Raw genomic sequence first — 22,194 nt, 5'->3', positions numbered from 1 at the left:
TTACGAGCACATTAAATAATAATTATTATTTTTCGATTTTAACTTTAACACTTGGTCCCATTGAAGCTGAAACTGTAAGGTTAACAATGTATGTACCTTTAACAGCAGCTGGTTTTAATTTCTTAATTAATGAAATAAGTGTTTGAGCATTTTCAACTAAAGCTTCAGTTGACATGCTTGCTTTTCCGATTAATGAGTGAACAATACCTGCTTTATCTGTACGGTAGTTTGCTTTACCTTTTTTAAGTTCTTCAACAGCTTTTTCTGGAGTAGGTGTAACTGTACCTGTTTTAGGGTTAGGCATTAATCCTTTAGGCCCAAGTTTTTTACCATATTTTCCAAGTAAAGGCATCATAGCTGGGTCAGCAACCATAACGTCAAAGTCAAAGTTATCTTCTTTAATTTTTTGTTCTAAAGCTTGTGCATCAACAACGATATCTGCACCTGCTTCTTTAGCTAATTTTTGTTTTTCAACATTGTTTGTAGCTACTAATACACGAACTGATTTACCTGTTCCGTTTGGTAATAATACTGCACCACGTAATTGTTGGTCAGCTTTACGAACATCAAGGTTTAAGTTAAATGCAAGATCAATTGAAGCATCAAATTTTGCATAAGAAGTTTTTTTAGCTAATTCAATAGCTTCTGTTAAATCGTAAGCAACATTTCTATCAAATGATTCACGTGCTGCTTTTAAGTTTTTTGAAACTCTTTTAGCCATAATTATTCTGCTCCTTCTTCTGCTTTTTCATCTGTAATAACATTAACTTCAATAGCTTGTCCTTTTGTGTTAACAAGGTTTTCAAGGTCACTGTTTAATGCTTCTTCTTTTTCGGCAGCTAATTTAGCTGCTTTAGCAGCAGCTTTAGCTTCTGCTTTTGCTTTAAAGATATCGTCGTATCCTTCAACTAAAACACCCATTTGTTTAGCTGTTCCAGCTACTGTAGCCATAGCAGCGTAAATGTCATCTGTGTTTAAGTCAGGCATTTTGTATTCTGCGATTTCTTTTAATTGATCTTTTGTAATTGTAGCAACGATTGTTGTTTTTGAGTTTGCAGCTCCTGATTGAATTTTTGCAGCTTGTTTAATTTTGAATGAAGCTGGAGCTGTAAATAATTTGAATTCAAATGATTTATCTTTGTATACTGTAATTTCTACTGGAACTGGTTCACCAGCTCTATCTCTAGTTGCATCATTGAATGCTTTTGTAAATTCCGGCATGTTAACACCAACACCAGCTAATGCTGGACCTGGTTTAGCTTGTCCGGCAGGGAATTGTAATTTTGCAATTCTTTGGATTTCTTTTTTTGCCATATTTATCCTTTCGATATTGTGGTTAACGACAGGCAACCTATCTTCCACGAGTTACATTTTATTTATAAAATGTAATAAAAAATTATTTGTGTGTAACACAAATAAATTTTACCATTAAATGGATTTTTATGAAAAAATACAGTACTTCTAAAAGTGCTATATTATAGCGCTAAAAGTTTATTTTTTCAAATTTAATTCTTATTTTCCTTTACTTTTTTAGATTTAGAATTAGGTCTTTTTGCTTTCTTCTTCGCATATTTCTTTTGAATTTTTCTAAATCGTTCGATAAATTCTTCTACAAAAATTTTATACATTTTATTTCGAATTTTCTTCTTCTCTTCTAAAATTGGAAGCTCAATTTTATATTGGAAGTTTTGACTAAACAACGTATAATTTTGCTCCTTGAGTTTTTTATACGCCTTTGCTCTCGCTCTTTGTATAGTTAAATCTCTTTTCTTAGCATCAGTGATAGCTTTTATTTCTGAAGCATTCATTTGGTATTTTAAGATTCCTAAATCTATTTCATTACCATTAAGTCGTACTTCAAATTCTTCTTGTTTATTGCATACCTTTCCAACAGCATTAGAAACATTGTTTTTTAAGCATGTTCAGAAGTAACTAAAGCATCCTTTCATATTATGCTCTTCTAACATAGCTAGCATATCACTTTCGTATTTAGGGTTTTGACCACTCATCAATTTAGCTAATTCTGCTAAAAGTAAATTTTTAATATCCTCCACTCTGATAGATGAGCATCTTTTAATGTTAAAAATTTTATAAGCAACATTTCTGATATTATCAGCATATTGCTCTTTAAATTTATTAAGTAAATAACTATCGCTGTTCCGAGACTTGCTTAGTCATTCTACGCTGCAATCCAAAATTTCTGCATAAAATTCTATGAGTTTTGTTCTTTTAAAGTTATTTGAAATTTTTTCACGCATAATTTAATGATAACATTTTTTATGACGAAATGTCAAAAATAAAAAAACGCTTTAGCGTTTTTTATGTTCTTTAAAAACTGAATAGTAATTAATAATTCATTAAAATGTCTGAATACATTAACTTTTAAACCTTTCAATTTATTAGTAATGGTCAGCTAAATGTATTACTACACTTACACTTCCATCCTATCAACCTCGTAGTCTACAAGGAATTTCAAGGGAATACTTATCTCTGAGGAGGCTTCCCACTTAGATGCTTTCAGCGGTTATCCCTTCCGTACTTAGCTACCCAGCTATGCTCCTGGCGGAACAACTGGAACACCAGCGGTACGTCCACTCCGGTCCTCTCGTACTAAGAGCAGCTCTCATCAATATTCCAACGCCCACATCAGATAGGGACCGAACTGTCTCACGACGTTCTGAACCCAGCTCGCGTACCGCTTTAATTGGCGAACAGCCAAACCCTTGGAACCGACTCCAGCTCCAGGATGCGATGAGCCGACATCGAGGTGCCAAACCTTGCCGTCGATGTGATCTCTTGGGCAAGATAAGCCTGTTATCCCCAGGGTAACTTTTATCCGTTGAGCGACTGCCGTTCCATGACGTACAGCCGGATCACTAAGTCCTGCTTTCGCACCTGCTCGACTTGTAGGTCTCGCAGTCAAGCACACTTCTACCTTTGCGCTCTGCATACGGTTTCTGACCGTATTGAGTGTACCTTTGAACGCCTCCGTTACCTTTTAGGAGGCAACCGCCCCAGTCAAACTACCCACCACGCACTGTCCCCTACCGGATAACGGTAGCAGGTTAGAAACTCAACATACCAAGGGTGGTATTTCAAGGTCGACTAATCTAGAACTAGCGTCCTAGCCTCATTGTCTCCCACCTATCCTACACATGTTAGGCCAAGTTTCAATACGAAGTTGTAGTAAAGCTCCATGGGGTCTTTTCGTCTTGATGCGGGTACCAGCGTTTTCACTGGACCATAATTTCACCGAGTCCAATGTTGAGACAGTTGAGAGATTATTGCGCCTTTCGTGCAGGTCAGTATTTAGCCGACAAGGAATTTCGCTACCTTAGGACCGTTATAGTTACGGCCGCCGTTCACCCGGGCTTCACTTCAATGCTTCGCATAAGCTAACAAATCCGCTTAACCTTCGGGCACTGGGCAGGCTTCACCCCCTATACTTCATCTTACGATTTAGCAGAGAGCTGTGTTTTTGATAAACAGTTGCCCCTCACAATTTACTGTGGCCGACAAAAGTCGGCACCCTTCTCGCGAACTTACGGGGTTAATTTGCAGAGTTCCTTAACATTGGTTTTCTCGCTCGCCTTAGAATACTCATCTTGGGAACGTGTGTCCGTTCTCGGTACAGGTACCTTTTGTGTTATAACGTTTAGAAGCTTTTCTAGGAAGTATGAAATCACACAATTTGCTACAAGTAGCTATGCATCACAACTCCCAGTTATAGAGACCGCATTTAACTAATCTCACCAGTTGTTGCTTACCCCCAAATCCAATAATGGGTAGTGCTATCCTTCTTCGTCACTCCATCACTTACGCAGGTAGTACAGGAATATTAACCTGTTGTCCATCGGATACGCTTTTCAGCCTCTCCTTAGGTCCTGACTAACCCTGGGTGGACGAACCTTCCCCAGGAAACCTTTCCCAATAGGCGTTGAGGATTCTCACCTCAAATCGTTACTCATACCGGCATTCTCACTTCTTAACGCTCCACCAGTCCTCACGGTCTGACTTCGCCGCATTAAGAACGCTCCTCTAACGTACTAAATGTACCCGTGGCTTCGGTATCGTGTTTTACTCCCGTTACATTATGGGCGCAAGATCTCTTGACTAGTGAGCTATTACGCACTCTTTAAAGGGTGGCTGCTTCTAAGCCAACCTCCTAGTTGTTTATGAAATCTCACAACCTTTCTGACTTAACACGATTTTGGGACCTTAGCCGACGATCTGGGTTGTTGCCCTCGCGAGCCGGGACGTTAGCACCCCGGTTCCGACTGCATGATAATACACAATGATATTCGGAGTTTGATTATAGTCAGTACCACTAGACGTGGCCATTCCATATTCAGTGCTCTACCATCAAAGCTTAACATCACACGCTAGCCCTAAAGCTATTTCGAGGAGAACCAGCTATCTCCAAGTTCGATTGGAATTTCTCCGCTATTCACAAGTCATCCGGGCACTTTTCAGCGTACTACGGTTCGGCCCTCCACTTGGGATTAACCAAGCTTCAGCCTGCTCATGAATAGATCACATGGTTTCGGGTATATATCAACATACTAGTCGCCCTATTAAGACTCGATTTCTCTACGGCTCCGCTTTTTTCCGCTTAACCTCGCATGTTAACATAACTCGCCGGTCCATACTGCAAGATGTACGCCATCACCCATTAACGGGCTCTGACTAATTGTAAGTAAGTGGTTTCAGATTCTATTTCACTCCCCTCCCGGGGTTCTTTTCACCTTTCCCTCACGGTACTAGTTCACTATCGGTGTCTGATTAGTATTTAGCCTTACCGGATGGTCCCGGCAGATTCAGACAGGGTTTCACGTGCCCCGCCCTACTCAGGATACTATCAAAAGTCCTTGCTATTTCGCATACGGGAGTATCACCCTCTATGCTTAGTTTTCCCAAACTATTCTGCTATAACAAAGATTTGTAACTTTATGTAGATAGTCCTACAACCCCAGTTTAAAAAACTGGTTTGGGCTCTTTCACGTTCACTCGCCGCTACTGATGAAATCATTTTTATTTTCTCTTCCTGTTGCTACTAAGATGTTTCAGTTCACAACGTGTCTCGCTAATGGAACTATTTTATTCATTCCAATGCAACTAGACATTACTCTAGTTAGGTTTCCCCATTCGGAAATCCCCGTTTCGTTGCTTATATCCAGCTCCACGAGGCTTATCGCAGGTAATCACGTCCTTCATCGACTTTCAGACCCAAGGCATCCACCACAAACTCTTACTTATTTAAAAGTTGTAACAATATTTTCCTATTGTTGTTGATGTATTCAAAGACATTTTAACGAATTATTATTTCTAATAATTTCTCGGTATCACAAAACAAATTGACTAATTTATTTTTTGATGTCGTTGTTATATTAATATCTTTACTATTCAGTTTTCAAAGAACATAGAGAGAAAATCCTCTCAAAACTAGATATATCCCATGACGAAATAATTTATAAAATAAGGTAATTAAGTAACAATAAAAATATTGTTTATGTGTACTCCGTAGAAAGGAGGTAATCCATCCCCACGTTCTCGTAGGGATACCTTGTTACGACTTCACCCCAGTCACCAGTCCTGCCTTAGGCAGTTGTCTCCGTAGTTGACTAAACCGACTTCGGGCATTACCAGCTCCCATGGTGTGACGGGCGGTGTGTACAAGACCCGAGAACGTATTCACCGTAGCGTAGCTGATCTACGATTACTAGCGATTTCCGACTTCATGTAGTCGAGTTGCAGACTACAATCCGAACTGAGAAACGGTTTTTGAGATTTGCTCCATGTCGCCATATTGCTTCTCTTTGTACCGTCCATTGTAGCACGTGTGTTGCCCCACTCGTAAGAGGCATGATGATTTGACGTCGTCCCCACCTTCCTCCCAGTTACCCGGGCAGTCTCCTTAGGATATTTAACTAAGGACAAGGGTTGCGCTCGTTGCAGGACTTAACCGAACATCTCACGACACGAGCTGACGACAACCATGCACCATCTGTCATTCTGTTAACCTCCACTATATCTCTATAGCTTCGCAGAAGATGTCAAGAGTGGGTAAGGTTCTACGCGTATCTTCAAATTAAACCACATGCTCCACCGCTTGTGCAAATCCCCGTCAATTCCTTTAAGTTTCACTCTTGCGAGCATACTACTCAGGCGGATGATTTAATGCGTTCAGCTGCGCCAATGGTTCCCATCAGCTAATCATCATCGTTTACGGCGTGGACTACCAGGGTATCTAATCCTGTTTGCTCCCCACGCTTTCGTCTCTCAGTGTCAATATGTGCCCAGTTAACTGCCTTCGCCAAGTTGATGTTCTTCCTTATATCTACGCATTTCACCGCTTCACAAGGAATTCCGTTAACCTCTACACAATTCTAGTTTATCAGTATCCAACGCGATTTGGGGTTGAGCCCCAAGTTTTGACGCCAGACTTAATAAACAACCTACAGACGCTTTACGCCCAATAATTCCGGATAACGCTTGCAACCTATGTATTACCGCGGCTGCTGGCACATAGTTAGCCGTTGCTTTCTGATTTAGTACTGTCAAGATAATAGCATTTCCTCTACTATTTTTCATCCTAAATAACAGCAGTTTACAACCCGAAGGCCTTCATCCTGCACGCTGTGTCGCTCCATCAGGCTTTCGCCCATTGTGGAAAATTCCCTACTGCTGCCTCCCGTAGGAGTCTGGGCCGTATCTCAGTCCCAGTGTGACGGATTAGTCTCTCAACCCCGTTAAACATCATAGTCTTGGTGAGCCATTACCTCACCAACTAACTAATGTTCTGCACCCCAATCTCCTAGTGGAGCTTGAGAGCTCCTTTTATATAAAGAAGATGCCTTCTTTATAAGTATCCGGTATTAGCGGTGATTTCTCACCGTTATCCCAATCTAAGAGGTACGTTAAGTACGTGTTACTCACCCATTCGCCGCTAAGTTCCGAAGAACTCCGCTCGACATGCATGTATTAGGCACACAGCCAGCGTTCATCCTGAGCCAGGATCAAACTCTCGAAAAAATTGACTGTCATGTACATTGTATATATCTAGTTTTCAAAGAACTTTATCACTTGCTTACTCAACAAGTGTTATTATTATAGAGTCTTGGTGAGCCATTACCTCACCAACTAACTAATGTTCCGCACCCCGATCTCCTAGTGGAGCTTGAGAGCTCCTTTTATATAAAGAAGATGCCTTCTTTATAAGTATCCGGTATTAGCGGTGATTTCTCACCGTTATCCCAATCTAAGAGGTACGTTAAGTACGTGTTACTCACCCATTCGCCGCTAAGTTCCGAAGAACTCCGCTCGACATGCATGTATTAGGCACACAGCCAGCGTTCATCCTGAGCCAGGATCAAACTCTCGAAAAAATTGACTGTCATGTACATTGTATATATCTAGTTTTCAAAGAACTTTATCACTTGCTTACTCAACAAGTGTTATTATTATAGCATCAAAATTAAAACATCAAACAAAATTTTTTTTATTTTTTATCTGATGGAGCAATTAATAAAGTAACTACTCCTTGAGCTTTATTTGCTGCTGTATTATCACTGTTATTTTCAGTGTTATTTTGTTGTTTTTCAATTAAAGTATACTTTACTTCATAACTATTATTAATAGCTTGAGTTGTAATAGAATTAATAATTACTTCAAATTTATTTGTGTCATATCCAACTAATTGAATTTGTGAAGTTTGTGGATTGCTTGCATCAAAATTATCTTTAGCTTTAGCTTGAATATTTTTGATAGCGTCTATTAAAAGTTTAATTACTTCAGGGTCAACTTTCGGTTTGTTATCTTCTGCTTTTTCTTTAGAACAAGCAGCGACCGCAAATGGAGTTGCTAATGCTAATGGAGCAGCAATTAGAAACAATTTATTTTTAAGTTTCATATCAATCCTTTCATTTTAAAAAGTATACATTAGAATAATACATTATTTTTTCTTATGTATATCTAAAAAGTTTTAAATTTTCACAAAAAATGGAATATGGAAATTTGATTTTCATATTTAGTAATTTTTTTACATTATTCAATAAATCTATAAAAAATTCCTTGTATAATAACAAAACACAAATACAAAAAATTAAATAAATAATCATTGAAAGAAAGAGGAACAGTTATGAAAAAAAATAGACACTTAGTAATACTTATTAATGGTAAAAGAAGAAGTGGAAAAGGGCTTTTAAGTACTGAATTATCTAATAAATTAAAAGAACAATATGATAATAATATTCACATTTTATCTTTTGCTCAACCAATTAAACAAATTACTCAACCTATTTTAGACGAAATTAAATGAGATGGAGTTGATAAAGAAATCGTTAGACCACTTTGAATCGCTATGGGTGAAGTTGGTAGAAAGATTGATTCAAATGTTTGATGTGCTAAAGTATTTGATAAAATCGAAGAAATTATGCAAAACTCATCTAAAGAAAACTTAAACAGTTTATTCATTATTGATGATTTAAGATTTCCAAATGAGTTAGACTACTTTAAAGGAAACAAAAATAAACTTGAACAATGCGTTAAAGAAGGCGATGAAGTTAAAATTCTTGCAATTAGAATTGAAAAATTCATGGATCCAACCAAATTTGTTGAGGGAGTTGACAACAACTCAACTGAAACAAGTTTTGATAAGCTAGTTAATATTTGTTTTGATGAAATTGTTCCTCAAAATACTTTAATTGATTTTGAATGATATCCAAAATTTGACAATGTCAAAGTTATCGCTGATGTTATTATTAGAAATCACATTAACAAATAGTCACTTGACTATTTTTTTATAAGCAAAATTAAAACATCGGTTTCCTACTAATTAGTAAGATTCCGATGTTTTTTCGTCTCCTTAATGTAAAATAAGTGTGTAAATTCAAAAATACTAAAGGAGGCACTATTATTATATGCTATCAAACGCAAAACATTACCAAAATAATTTAATTTGTTTGAAATTTAGAGCTAAATCTAGAAATTCAAAATACTCAACTGAATTTACAACTCGTTATAGTCATTACGTCTTAAGACCGTATTTAGATAAATCAAAACTTAAGATGTTAAATACTAAAATTCAAAATATCAAACAGTATTCACCTAGAGAATTTACAATAGAAAAAATGAAAGATTTGTTCAATAAATTAAAAGATGAATGAAGTCTTTTAGAGATTTCAAGACAAATGTCTTGTGATATTAAAACCATTAGGGAACAAATTGAAAAAGCATCTGAGGAGTATAAAGTCCAAACATCATTATTCTGCAAAATTTGCAAAAGACATGTTGGTGCTTTTTCGTACCTTTCAATAAACGAATGAACCAAATCAAAAATCTATACAAGAGAAAATACCTTGGATGGAAAAAGAATAACATCATTAGAAAAATGAAAACCATTACACAAATTTACGCAAGATTGAATTTCCAAACATAAAGAATATAGAAGTTTAACAACAGCCGAAAAGAAAAGACTAACAAGCGAACAACTTGTTTATTATAGAAAAACTTCGTTGCAAAAAATATTAGATAAGTTTGAGGATTATGTAAAAGAAAATAATCTACAAAATGTTTTTATTCCTACCGTACAGGGCTTTTATGAATATATCGACAGATATTATGTTGATTTTGAATATAAAATACTTACTTTAAAAAGAAAGTATGGAATCGCAAAAAGCAGACTAAAGAAACCTAAAAAAGCAAAAATTAAATCTAAATTAAAATTTGCAAAAAGTGTTCACGAGCGTTCAGAAAAAATAAATATAAGAGAAGAATTTGGACACTATGAAATAGATACTGTTCAGTTCAAAAAGACAAGTAAATATTGCTTAGTTACATTGCTAGAAAGAAAAACTAGAATGTTATTTGCGATGTATTCTAAAAGAGATGCAGTCTCCGTCAGATTAGCGCTTGAAAAGCTGATATGCAAATATAGCTTGAAAATTCTAACTTTAACAATGGACAATGGTTTAGAAAATTCTGAACTTCATAAAGTAAAATCCATAAAAGAATTTTATGTATGTGACCCTTATTCTTCATGACAAAAAGGAAGTTTAGAAAACGCACATAAAGAGATTAGAAAGATTATTCCAAAAGGTTATGAACCACAGTTTATTTGTGAAAATTTCATATTTGAATTAATTGATTCAATTAATAAAGATAAACGAAATTATTACTTTGAAAATAGTCAATATCCAGTTAGAATTTCACCATTTGAATTATTTAAAAATTACACAAAAATTTAAAAAATTGGCTCAAAAAATAAGCCGAAACGACCCTGTCGTGTATTTTAACATACCCATTTTTTAAAAACTTGATAAAATTTAAAAAGAATTTTCACATTTTATGAAATTACACATTAAGTAGAAAGCCAATCTTTTAATTAATCCTATTTTTTTATAAGAATGTTAAAATTATTATATGCCGAGAAAATTATTTAATAAAAAAGACTATAGTATTGATTATCAAAATCAAGTAGTGATTTTAAGTGATCATTTATATCAAGCTTTACATTCACAAAATCAATTTGAGAAATATAAAAAAATGGGTGGAAGTTCAATTCCAGACATTTTAATTAAAGATGCTTTTAAAAACGAATTTAACGCCTTTTGTCATATCACTAGATTAAAACTCCCAGTATTAACTCAAAAATATGTTCATGCTGGAGTAGTGCTTGAACCTAGAATTTTTGATTATTTAAGATCAAAAATGCCTGGAGTAGAAGTACAAAACTTTGAAGCTGCTAAATTTAATTACGATTATTTTGCTTCCGATCCAATTATTGGTGGGGTTCCTGATGGATTTTTACCAAATAAAAACATGATTTTGGAAATTAAAACTGCACAAGAAAAGAAAAAAGAAATTTGAGCAAAAGAAGGTGTGGATGTTTCTTATCGTAAACAAGCTCAACTTTATGCTTATTTAAAAGGTGCTGATTCTTATGCTATTGTAGCTTTATTTCTAAAACCTGAATTAGGTGATTATGAAACACCGGAAAATATTGATTTAGCAACTCGTTCATTACAAACTTATGCCTTTAAACTCAATAAGCAAGACGCATTAGATGATATTGAAAAAATCAAGAATTGATACAACTTTTATACTAACACAAAAATTTCACCAAAATTTGACCTTTCAGCGAATGCTGACCAATTAGAATATTTAGAATGCAGCACATTTGAGGAGTGAGAAGCATTACTAAATAAATGAAAAGCCCAAGGCAAGGCCGATCCTGATATCAAACCATAACAAAAAATGTGAGCTATTAACTCACATTTTTGCTCGATTGCAATATGCAGTGCAACACTTTTATTAGTTTATAATAAAAGTGGAGCACTTTTTTGCGCTCCACTGAAAACCCCTGAGAAAGGATTTCGCATACATTATACAAGAATTACAGCAAAAGTAAGATGTGTAATAGAAGCTTTGTTAAAAGAAAATTTTAGTATATCTGAAATTGCGAAAATTACTGGATTTTCAAAGAGCTCTATATCTAGAGAAATTACATACAATGCTGATTTATACGGGTATACGGCTGAATACGCACAATATAAACATGATATGAGAAATAAGTGAAAATATTATTTTAAGTTGCGCAATAAAATCGAAAAATATCCAAATTTTACAAATGTTTTTATAGATAAATTTAACAAACGTTCATTTGGAGTTAAACTGACACATACATATATTAAGTTTAATTATAATTTTGAATTTCCTTCATATAGAACTGTTTTTAATTGGATAAATTCAAACGCTTGAGAAATAACAAAAGAAGATAGGTTGAGACGTCATTATAAAAAAGGAGGAAAAAGAACTAAGAGTGCAGTTGAATTCTCAGTTGGTGCAAGATGAGTTAGACCATTTTGAACTAGACCTCAGAAAATAAATGATAGGTCAGAATTCGGTCATTGAGAAGTTGATTTTATCGTTGGAAAATCCGGAAAGGAAAACTATAACTTGTTAACTTTTACAGAAAGAAAAACAAGATACGGAATAATTAAAAAGATAAAGGGTAAAAATCCATGAAATGTTGCAGAGGTTTTATGAAATTTAATTAGAGAAAAACAATTAAATGTTAAAAGCATAACAGCTGATAATGGATTTGAGTTCTCAAAACTTTTTTATCTAGGATATAGGCTTCAAATTATTATTTATCGTGCAGACCCATATGCTTCATTTCAAAAAGGAGGAAACGAAAACTTTAATGGTTTAGTTAGAAGATTCTTTCCAAAAGGCACAAATTTTAATAATATTTCTGAAGAAGAAATATTGGCTGTACAAAATGAAATAAATAATATGCCTAGGGAAATTTTCGATTGACAATCAGCTGATGAACTATTCTATGACTGAAATTATTATAAGGATAAATGGACACCAATACCAGGTGATGAACGCTTTTTATCAGAAACAATTTAAAAAGAAAATCGAATACAGCAAAAAACAAATTTTTTAAAAATAAAAGTAAATTTTAGGGGTTTAAAAAATATCCGGAATTTTTCCAGATATTTTTTCTGTTGCAATGCACATTGCAATTAAGAAAAAATGTGAGCTATTAACTCACATTTTTTGTTAAACATTTCCGTTGTTCTTTAAATTTTCCTTCATATAGATATATTTATTGATGTTTTCAGCATAATTTGCTGGATTTGTTGTACTTGTGATAGTAACTTTTGGACCATTAATTAATGTGTAGTATTCTTCAATTGGTTCTTTTGATAATATTTGTCTATCAATTGTATAAATAATTCGACTTACATATAATTGCATTGATTGAATAACATTCATATGGAATGTGTGGATTTTTTCAGGTCCAGCAGGGTTGAACATTTTACTTACTATCATATTTCTTAAGTCTTTTAAACTTGTTTTATAAACAAAATATGGATCTTTTTTATCTATCTCTGGAGCTTCAGCAGATACATAAACATATTTAGACGGAGCTTTCATTAAATTAAGCACTGGTGTTTCAAAATGTAATGAAGCATTTTTAGGATCTTCAGAACGAATCCCTTCTCTTTCAGTACTTTTAAGTGGGTATGTATTTAATAACGACACAGTTTTTGTACTTACTGAAGGGATTACTTTAAGCTTGTCAATAATATATTGTTTAGATTCTTTAATTTGTGGATTTGATATTAAAGATAATTCTACATTTACAATAACTTGTGAAGTTTGCTTTGTTAATATTCCTTTAAAGTTTACAGCAGAATATTTAGGTGTAATTCCCAACACTTTAGCTAAGTATTTTTCAGAATTATATCCACTAAATTTAATATTTTCAACAGTTACTCTTGATGGATATAATTTAGCTTTTTCAGGTATTTCTACTTTTAAATCATTTAAATTAGTTTGTAAATCAGCATCATTTTTATCATTGATAATTTCTGATTCTGATTTTTTAGCAGCGAATCCTGGTAATTCTAAAACAAATTCACTGTGGATTTCAGTGCCTGTTTTAGTAATTTCAATTACTACTTCTAATGTAGTAGTATCTGCTTTTGCACGAAATTCCTTAATTTGAGTTGTGTATTTATTTTGAATTTCTGCATCAGAACTTGAAATAAGCTTAATTTCATCATGTGTTAAATCAGAAATTAATTTTGTTTCTTTATTTTCAACAGCAAGAGATAATGTTTTTGAATAATCATTAATTGCTTTAATTGCAATTGTTTTTTTGATATCTTCTATCTTACCGATATAAAAGTTAGAAATTTGTAATTCTGTTTCTTTTGACTTTAATTCAGGGTTATTAGCTTTGAAAATTGCAATTGAAACTTTTATAACTTCCTTATCAGCTACATTAGTTTTTACTGCTGGTTTAGTTATTTGGAAAGAAATCCCTTGTTCTAAACCTTTTACGATTAAATTCTTAGAATCTTGATTAATTAATTGTACAGCATCATCAATAGTTGTTGTATTTTGATTTTTTACTTCTCCTGATAATGAGTCGACTAATTTATTAAGGCTTTTAAAATTACTTAATTCTAATTCTTTTGTTTCTGAAATATCAGCAAATTTTTTAGACTTAAGTTCATACTTAATTATAACTTTGCCTTTTACATCATCTTTATCAAGTGAGATAAGTTTTACGTTAAATAAATCGTTTTGTTGAAGTTGTAAAGTTAAGTTTTTTTCTTTAAGACTTGAAGGATAAATTTCTGAGGTTTTTATTTCTGCAGCTAGTTGTGCATTTGCTGTTGCGTTTTTAATCGCTTCTTGTTGCTGCTTTTTTTCTGTACTATCTTTATCTTGACATGCGATTGCTATCAAAGGTAGTGTTGCAGCACTAGCACCAGCAAGTGAAATTAGTAATGTTTTTATTTTTTTCATGTTTTCCTTTCTTATTTCTCTAAAATTATATTTTATTTTTTAATTATTTATATATACCAGCTTTTCACTCTTCTAACTCTGGTTCTGTAGCTAGTATAAAGTGATTATCATTTATTTTAATTCATTCAGGTTGATTTTCATCATCATATCCATGAATTGCGGGGTTATAAGTATAACCGATTAAACTTCCTTTTTCACCTTCAATTGAAGGCACTGCTTCTAGAAGTGATTTTGTATAAGGGTGTAATGAATGATTCATTATTTCTTCAGTAGTTCCTATTTCTAGTAATCTACCTTTATTCATAACTGCGATACGGTCAGAAATATATTCAACCATACGTAAGTCATGGGCAATAAATAGAATTGTTAAGTTGTATTTTTCTTTTAATTCATTAAAAATGTTTACAACTTGAGCTTGAATAGAAACGTCAAGAGCTGAAATTGGTTCGTCAGCAATTAAAAGTGAAGGTCTTAGTACCACAGCACGTGAAATACCAATCCGTTGTTGTTGTCCTCCTGAGAATTCAAGTGGATAACGTTTTAAAACTGATTCATCAAGTCCAACACTCTTTAAAATATCACGAACAAGGATTCTTTTACATTCTTTTTCAGATAAATCAGCAAGAGAATCTCTATGTTTTTTAGCTTCTTTTAAGTAATCTGTTGCTTCTTGTAATGTAGGGTTTCTATCAATAATTTCTAAAAAGTCTACATATAAAGCTTGATATGCTACATTCTCATTTTCAGCAATATCAGCATCTAAATTTTGTTTGGTTGAAACATAGTATTCAGCATAAATATCAGGTGTAATTCATTTGCTAAATAATTCTTTTGCAACATCTTGATCAATGTTGAATAAATAAATTTCTCTAGCATTTTTAGTATTTGTTAAGCCTTCTGAAACAACTGCTTCAACATTTATATGCGGGTTAAGTGAGTTTGCAGGATCTTGGAAGATCATTTGGACTTTATTAACCATGAAGTTTTCAATCGCTTTATATTCTTTTAGTTTTTTACCAACTTTGAATCCACGATTCATTTTTTTAGGTAGTAATTTATCTAAAATATGAATTTGACCAAAACTATGTGGTGTTAGCCCAATAATAGCACGTCCAATTGTACTTTTTCCTGAACCAGATTCACCAACAAGTCCAAGAACTTCTCCACGGTAAATATTCATATTCATATCTACTACAGCACGGAAAGCTTTTGCACCAGCTCCATAAGTAATATCAACATTTCTTAATGATGCTAAAACTTCTTTATCTGCAGGGACTTTAAGCATTTCTTCAACGCCAGGTGTATCTATACGGATTAATTTTTCTTTTCAAAAAAGGAATTTTCTTTTTGTTTCAATATATGGTTTACTCATATTATTTAGACTGTTCTAAAAACTCCTTTCATAATTTTTGAATATGCATTGGTGGTGTATATTCTGGTGCACGGTCATCTAAAAGTGCTGATTTAACTCTATGTGTTTCTGAAACGTAATAGAATTTAGGTTCTTCTTGGAAGTCTATTCCTAGAGCGTAGTCATTTCTGACTGCGAAAGCATCTCCAACAATATTATTTAGATTTGAAGGAACTGAACCTCTAATTGTTGCGAGTCTATCACCTTTATTAACATCAGGCATACTTAAAATAAGTCCTCAAGTGTATGGGTGTTGTGGATAGTGAAGAATTTCTTTAGCCGTACCTTCTTCAATAATTTGACCAGCATACATAATAGAAATGAAATCACTAATTGATGCAACTACTCCAAGGTCGTGGGTAATAAAGACAATTGAAAGATTAAGTTTTTCTTGTAATTCTTTGATAATATCAAGCACAAGTGCCTGTACTGTAGGGTCTAAAGCTGTAGTAGGTTCATCCATAACTAAAATTTTAGGTTCTAAAGCAACAATTGCGGCAATAACAACCCGTTGAATCATACCCCCAGACATTTCGTGAGGATAAAGTTTCATAACCGCTTCAGGGTCAGCAATTTTAGTTAATTTTAAGAATTCAACAGCTCTTTCGTATGCTTCTTTTTTGTTTTTAACAACTTTATTGATCAGCATACCTTCCATAATTTGTGTTCCAACCTTCATAGTTGGATTAAGTGTTGACATTGGGTTTTGGAAGACAGCAGAAACTACTCTTCCACGGTAGTGAGATTTTTCTCAATCTTTAAAAGTAAATTTTTCAACATTATTATTGTAAAGTTTAACTTCACCTGAATCAATTACAGCATTATCTCCAGTAAGTCCATACAATAATGAAGTAATAACTGATTTACCTGAACCAGATTCACCAATAATTGCATGCACTTTACCTTCATAAATTTGAATTGATGGACCTCTAAGAACTTTATTTTTTTCGCCAGGTCTCGAAGGGTTAGTGAATGATAAATTCATATCAATAATTTCAGCAGCTATTTTTACTTTTTCACCATTAGGTAAGGTTTTATATTGAACATTCTTTTCAAATTCTTCTCAATCAAACATAAAGTTTCGTGATGAAAAGAATGAAAATTTATTTGAGAAATAAACAACAAGTTTTTTTCAAATTTTGTGCATTAATGAATTTTGTCTTTTGCGAGCTTGAGCAATTTCTTTTTGTCTCTTAGCAATATTTTTTTCATCTAAACTTTTTGACATATTGCTCCTATCTTTGTCTTCTTAATGAATCTTGCACTGAAGCTCCAATTAATTGCACACTTGTTGTTATTAAAATTAAGAATGTAGATGGAACGAAAACATATCTTACATAATCTGGGAAGACTTTTTGTCCATCTGAAATAATGTTTCCAAGTGTTGGAACATCTTCAATTGCAAGTCCAATGAAGGCAAGAGATGTTTCTGATAAAACAACACCAGGAATAGTAAATACTAATTGAGTAATTAAAATAGGTAAAATTACAGGTACATAATTTTTAAGTACTTTTCAAGTTGGAGTACCTAAAATTTTTGATGCTGACACTCATTCAAAGTATTTAGCACGTTTTACTTGGGCTCTAATTTGGTTAGCCATACCAGTTCATGAAGTTAATGAAAGTGAAAATACAATAACTCAGAAACTAGGCGAAATAATAATGGTCATTAAAATCAAGATAATAATTGTAGGCACAATTGAAATAACCTTAATAATAAATGTCATTATTTTATCAAACATTTCAAATTGACCCATCATAATTCCAATAGTTAACCCGATTACAACTTCAATTGCAGTTACCACAAAGGCTAAAGCAATCGAATAACGTAATCCTCATCATAACCTTGCTCAATAATCCCTTCCTTGATCATCTGTACCAAAGAAGTGATAAATATTAAAGTGGTCATAAGAGTTAAAAGTTAAGTTTTTATCTGTAATACTTGTTGCATTAGGGTTTTGAGTAGTAAATGGAATTATGATTGCAAGTAAAATTAACGTAACTAATGTAACAAGTCCAAATACACCAGCAAATGAACGTGAGAATCTATTAATGAATTCTTTAAAAGCTTTTGTTTCACTCCCCATGTGCATGTCTGATTCATAATCCATGATTTTTCCAACCAATTTTCAACTTTGGTAGTTAAATGGTTGAGTAATTGGGTTAGGAGCAGACATATCGCTCATATTTTTCTCATTTGTTTTTCCGATACTTTCTCTGTATCTAATGTTTGAAGCTCATTTATCTAGAAATTTTTTAAAGGATCTCTTAGGTTTTTGATTCTGGTTTTCCATTCTAAGCTCCTCTTCTTCTTATTCTAGGGTCAATTGCTTCATATAAGATATCACGGAATGCATATGAAAGCACCGTTAATAAAGCAAACATAACAATTAAGAATAAGATAACGTTGTAATCTTTAGTTTGGATCGCTTGAAGTAAAGTATCTCCAGATCCAGGGATTAAGAAAATTTGTTCGATAAAAATACTTCCGATAAATGAACCAAAAATAACAGCTGGGAAAAATGTTGCAATTGGGAATAAAGCAGGTTTTAATGCGTGTTTTCAAACAAATCTATTTTTTGAAACACCTTTTAAGTAAGCGAATTTAGCATGAACTGAGTTAAGCTCACGGTTTAATTCAGTTCTAATATATTTAATATAAACAATGATACTTCCAAGTGAAAGTGCTAATCCAGGTAAGATGTAAGTAATTACATTACCTTGATCAAATACATAAGGCATACCGATAGCTCTACCTAAAAACACTAGCACTAAGGCGAAAATGATTGAAGGCACTGAAGAGAAAATACTTACAATTACCGTAGAAATATTATCTACTCATCCACCAGGGTTTTTCCCGATTCAAATTCCAAGCGGAATTCCAATCCCTACAGTAAGCATAACTGAGAAAATACCAACAAGGAATGATTTGTAAAATCTATCTCAAATAAAGGTATTAATGTCTTGCCCAGGGAATAAGGAAAGCGAAATTCCAAAGTTTCCTGTAAATAGACCTTTTAAGTAATTGAAATATCTTTGGATTAAAGGAAGATCTAATCCATATTTCTTTTCAACAGCTTTACGAGCTCCTTCATCTAACCCTTGAGTTAAGGGGTTTTCACCTGGAACTGAGTTAATAAGGAAGAAAGTAATTGAGATAACTATAAAACCAATAATGAAGAATTCTAAAATAATTTTAAAAACTCTTCAGAACGTTTTAAGAAATGGGGAATCAATAGCAAGAAGTCTTTGTCTAAGTGTTAAATCGTCACTTCTTTTATTTTTGAAGATAACTTTATTATCACTTAAAGTATAAACTTTATTATCATATAATATCTTTTTCAACTATCCCTCCCTTGTTCTTGGTAAATTATCTCTTGGTGGTCTGGTCATATCATAAGCGTATTGAAGTGAGAATCTATATAATCCATCAACTCCACCAACTTTTGTTACTTCTCAGTTAGTATCAACTTCCATTAAAGGAATAACAATAGCAGCATCTCTAATAACTTTCTCAATTGCACCGATAAATTGGTAAACAACTGATTGTTCTCAGTTATCTGCTAATTCTTCATCACTAAAGTTTCCTGTAAAGAATGAAGAAATTCTTGAAGTATAAGCAAAGGCACTTTCTTCAAATTTTGGTAAGGCAAGCTCAATAAATTTATTTCAGAATTTTGGAGCTTTTCTTTGTTGTGCCTTATTATCCCCAGTATTAAATATATTTTCTTGATTAAATTCAAGTCTTTCTTGAGTATTGTTAGTTAAATCAGCTATTTGATCAATACTCATAAATGTAGGAAGGAATAAGACAAAAGCTGAATGTAATCTAGCTTGCATAATTCTTCTTCTAACATTTTTTCTTTCTTCGCTTAAAACATTATTTGATAATGATTTATCTAAAATTAAGTAATCAACTAAATATCTAACATATTGATTTGAATATAAGTTTTTAACATCACTTAATTTAACAAGTTCATCTTTAATAATGTTTTCATATTGTTCATTAAAACTTGTTATTGCTGAAGCACTATCTGAATTGTAAGCCTTTTGGAAAGTTTCATTCATTGTAGCATTTGCAGCAATAATTTGTGAAATATAATTTATATCTCTTTGTAGTAGACTCAAACGAGAAACATTAGCGTGTTGTAAGCTTAATTCTTCTAGCACTAAGTCAGCTACATAATTTGCATAAGTGTATGAACCAACTGGGTTTTCTTTAAATCCAATGGTTTTTTGGTTAATTGTATCAATTTCATCTGATTTAAAGAATGCTGAAACATAATCTTGAGCACCATTTCCACCAATTCTATCGTAGTTTTGGTAAATAATGTCGTATTCACCTTTTTCAATAAAACTTGCAAAAATGTTTTCTGGTAAGCTTTTAAGTTCAATGTTAACAAATCCATCAAAAGCTTTTAACATAGCTTCTTTAAGGTATGAACCAGCTTTCTTTTGTTCATCTTGTCCATTATTTAAAAATCTAAGTGAAACCGATTTTAATTCTGGATGTTTTTTTCTAAATCTATCCATATAGAATTGTGCAGTTGGAACATCATAAGCTAAATCAATCCGTTTAGTTTTTTCAAAATTAAACCCTTTAGCCATGTGAACTACATATTCATAGTTTTGTAACGGGAATTCTTTATCATTTTTAGCTTTAGATTTCGCACCTTCAAAGAACATTTCAAGGTTTTTACCATCAAATGTTTTGTATTGACCGTATGCTGTTCAAGTGTTAACTGGGAATGAGAAATCTCAACCAACGAATTTTAAAGCATCATCACGGTTAATTGCATAATAAATAGCATTTCTAAAGTCTTGATCTTGAAGTCAACTATTTGCATTGGTTTCTAAATCTAAGTTAAGACCAAATGCAATAGTTCCATACCCTTGGTTTTTGTTAAGGTATTCCTTGATTTTTGGATCAGCTCAATATGACACCATTTTTGAAGCAGGGATATAAGTTTGTGAAATATATCCATCTTCAAAGAATAAAGCATTAGTGTTCTTGTTAGTTGAAAACATAATTTTAATTTTGTTTGAAATTGTGTTTTCAGCATCAAAGTATTCTTTATTCTTTACTAAATTAATGTATCCATTAGGTCCAAGTAAAATTCCATTTCTTCCAGCAGGAATCTTAAATGGTCCTGAAGTAAGGAATTTATCTGGTTCTGAACCGTATTTATCGATTCCACCAGCAACAGTTTCAACATATCTACGGTTAATTGGGAATAAGTTATGCAAGATTGTAAATAATAAGTAACTTAAGTCAGGCGTATGGTTTTCATCAAATACTAAAGTAAATGAATTTTCATCTTTAGCAATTGATTGAATTTCACCTTTAAGCCCTTTATCTGTTAAAAATGTTTGATATGGATTTACATATGGGTTTTTAATAATTTGAATTGTGATGTCTTTTCCATCTTCATCTTTACCGATAATAAAATCTTGAACTTCATCATTTAAGTTGAATTTAGGATTTAAATGAATATATTGTGCAATAAATTCATTGTCATAATCCAAGAATAATTGTCCTGTGTAAAATCCAAGTTCTTTAGCAGCTTGCTTAATCGCTTGCACTTCAGCTTCATCACCGTTATTTTGTGATTGATATACTTGTTCTTTTGGATCTTGAATGTATCTGTTTAGTGCCTTACTATAAACATAACTTCTGCGTCCAAATGGATTTTTATAGGTTTTGTTGAATTTTGCTAAATATTCTTTTTGAGCATCGATAAATTTATCTGCAGCTCTAAGTCCATACTTTTTAATAGCGTCTAATTTTTGAGATCCTGTGTTTAAATCTAAAATGTATTCTAAATAATCACGGATATCTTGAGCATTAATATAATCCCCATTAGATCATTTATTTTTCTTTTTATTAACAAACCCAGTCATAGCCATGTAGTTATTTGAGTTTCTTGGGTTTCTGAAAGCATAAATTGTTGATTTAGTTTTTACACTATTTCCAGAACCTGAATCATCAGCAAGTCCCCCAACAACATTGAATTGGTCAATTGAGTAATATGCAGTTGTAATGTTGTTAGTTCCATTATCTTCTGCTAATACCTTTTTGTTTTTATCCATGTATTTGTCGAAGTTTGCAGATGTTTTATCCTCAGGCATAGACATCATTACAAAGTTGTAGCTACGTTTAGAAGCAAGACGACTTTTAAGTGCAGTACTTGGTCCAGCCTTTAAATATGAATCAACTAAGGATGGAACAATTTTGTCCATTGATTTATATTTAACATAGTTAAGGTTATTGATTGGCTCGGTTGCAAGTCCTAAATCATAATCAACTATCATCTTTTCTCTATGTTCTCGAGCTGCTCCGTTTTTTGTACTTGTACATGCTATAGTTGTCGCACTTAAGACTAAAGGAGCTGATGCAAGTAATGTGAGTTTAAAGATCTTTTTGGAACGATTTTTTGTTTTCATCATTCTCCTTT

The 22,194-nt window shown here is 32.9% G+C and carries 14 protein-coding genes and 2 rRNA genes; 4 read left to right on the top strand and 12 right to left on the bottom strand.

From position 1 onward, the window contains the following. Positions 1-25 precede the first annotated feature (25 nt). The 6 genes from rplA to Q8852_RS01410 all read right to left on the bottom strand — a co-directional run bounded on the left by rplA (position 26) and on the right by Q8852_RS01410 (position 7,909). On the bottom strand, positions 26-721 hold the full coding sequence (gene rplA / locus Q8852_RS01435; protein WP_305938215.1) for a 50S ribosomal protein L1: 696 nt from the start codon (positions 719-721) through the stop codon (positions 26-28). Between the two features lie 2 nt (positions 722-723). Continuing rightward, the gene (gene rplK, locus Q8852_RS01430) at positions 724-1,314 is read right to left on the bottom strand and encodes a 50S ribosomal protein L11 (RefSeq protein WP_305938214.1); all 591 of its coding nucleotides are present in this window, start codon (positions 1,312-1,314) and stop codon (positions 724-726) included. Between the two features lie 191 nt (positions 1,315-1,505). Beyond that, positions 1,506-2,258, bottom strand: coding sequence for a hypothetical protein (locus Q8852_RS01425; protein ID WP_305938213.1), 753 nt, complete (start codon positions 2,256-2,258; stop codon positions 1,506-1,508). 120 nt (positions 2,259-2,378) lie between these two features. Beyond that, positions 2,379-5,262, bottom strand: a 23S ribosomal RNA gene (locus Q8852_RS01420). 262 nt (positions 5,263-5,524) lie between these two features. Beyond that, positions 5,525-7,032: ribosomal RNA gene (locus Q8852_RS01415) — 16S ribosomal RNA — on the bottom strand. The 16S and 23S rRNA genes sit together here, the layout of an rRNA operon. A 466-nt stretch (positions 7,033-7,498) precedes the next feature. Beyond that, on the bottom strand, positions 7,499-7,909 hold the full coding sequence (locus Q8852_RS01410) for a hypothetical protein (protein ID WP_305938212.1): 411 nt from the start codon (positions 7,907-7,909) through the stop codon (positions 7,499-7,501). 228 nt (positions 7,910-8,137) lie between these two features. On the opposite strand from Q8852_RS01410, the gene Q8852_RS01405 reads away from it, so the two are divergent. From Q8852_RS01405 to Q8852_RS01390, 4 genes are all read left to right on the top strand, one after another. Further along, complete coding sequence (locus Q8852_RS01405) at positions 8,138-8,782, top strand: hypothetical protein (protein ID WP_305938211.1); 645 nt, start codon at positions 8,138-8,140, stop codon at positions 8,780-8,782. Between the two features lie 136 nt (positions 8,783-8,918). Then, positions 8,919-10,244: an IS30 family transposase gene (locus tag Q8852_RS01400; protein WP_305938210.1), complete on the top strand. Its 1,326-nt coding sequence runs from the start codon at positions 8,919-8,921 to the stop codon at positions 10,242-10,244. 175 nt (positions 10,245-10,419) lie between these two features. Further along, a complete protein-coding gene (locus Q8852_RS01395; RefSeq protein ID WP_305938209.1) occupies positions 10,420-11,247 on the top strand; it encodes an MAGa7180 family putative nuclease in 828 nt (275 codons plus the stop codon). A 177-nt stretch (positions 11,248-11,424) separates the two neighbouring features. Beyond that, entirely contained in the window at positions 11,425-12,414 is a 990-nt protein-coding gene (locus tag Q8852_RS01390; RefSeq protein WP_305938208.1) for an IS30 family transposase, read from the top strand. A 153-nt stretch (positions 12,415-12,567) separates the two neighbouring features. On the opposite strand, the gene Q8852_RS01385 is transcribed toward Q8852_RS01390, so the two are convergent. The 6 genes from Q8852_RS01385 to Q8852_RS01360 are packed head-to-tail and all read right to left on the bottom strand — an operon-like array spanning position 12,568 to position 22,183. Continuing rightward, positions 12,568-14,328: a hypothetical protein gene (locus Q8852_RS01385; protein WP_305938207.1), complete on the bottom strand. Its 1,761-nt coding sequence runs from the start codon at positions 14,326-14,328 to the stop codon at positions 12,568-12,570. 43 nt (positions 14,329-14,371) lie between these two features. After that, on the bottom strand, positions 14,372-15,700 hold the full coding sequence (locus Q8852_RS01380) for an ABC transporter ATP-binding protein (RefSeq protein ID WP_305938206.1): 1,329 nt from the start codon (positions 15,698-15,700) through the stop codon (positions 14,372-14,374). Between the two features lies 1 nt (position 15,701). After that, complete coding sequence (locus Q8852_RS01375; RefSeq protein ID WP_369810266.1) at positions 15,702-16,967, bottom strand: ABC transporter ATP-binding protein; 1,266 nt, start codon at positions 16,965-16,967, stop codon at positions 15,702-15,704. A 7-nt stretch (positions 16,968-16,974) separates the two neighbouring features. Further along, the gene (locus Q8852_RS01370) at positions 16,975-18,033 is read right to left on the bottom strand and encodes an ABC transporter permease (protein ID WP_369810265.1); all 1,059 of its coding nucleotides are present in this window, start codon (positions 18,031-18,033) and stop codon (positions 16,975-16,977) included. Between the two features lies 1 nt (position 18,034). Next, positions 18,035-19,084, bottom strand: coding sequence for an ABC transporter permease (locus Q8852_RS01365; RefSeq protein ID WP_369810264.1), 1,050 nt, complete (start codon positions 19,082-19,084; stop codon positions 18,035-18,037). Further along, on the bottom strand, positions 19,085-22,183 hold the full coding sequence (locus tag Q8852_RS01360; protein ID WP_305938205.1) for an ABC transporter substrate-binding protein: 3,099 nt from the start codon (positions 22,181-22,183) through the stop codon (positions 19,085-19,087). It abuts the gene before it with no gap. Positions 22,184-22,194 lie beyond the last annotated feature (11 nt).

This window comes from Mycoplasma seminis, assembly GCF_030718845.1.
Lineage (GTDB): Bacteria > Bacillota_I > Bacilli_A > Mycoplasmatales > Metamycoplasmataceae > Mycoplasmopsis > Mycoplasmopsis seminis.
This window is presented reverse-complemented; position numbering and strand designations above follow the sequence as displayed.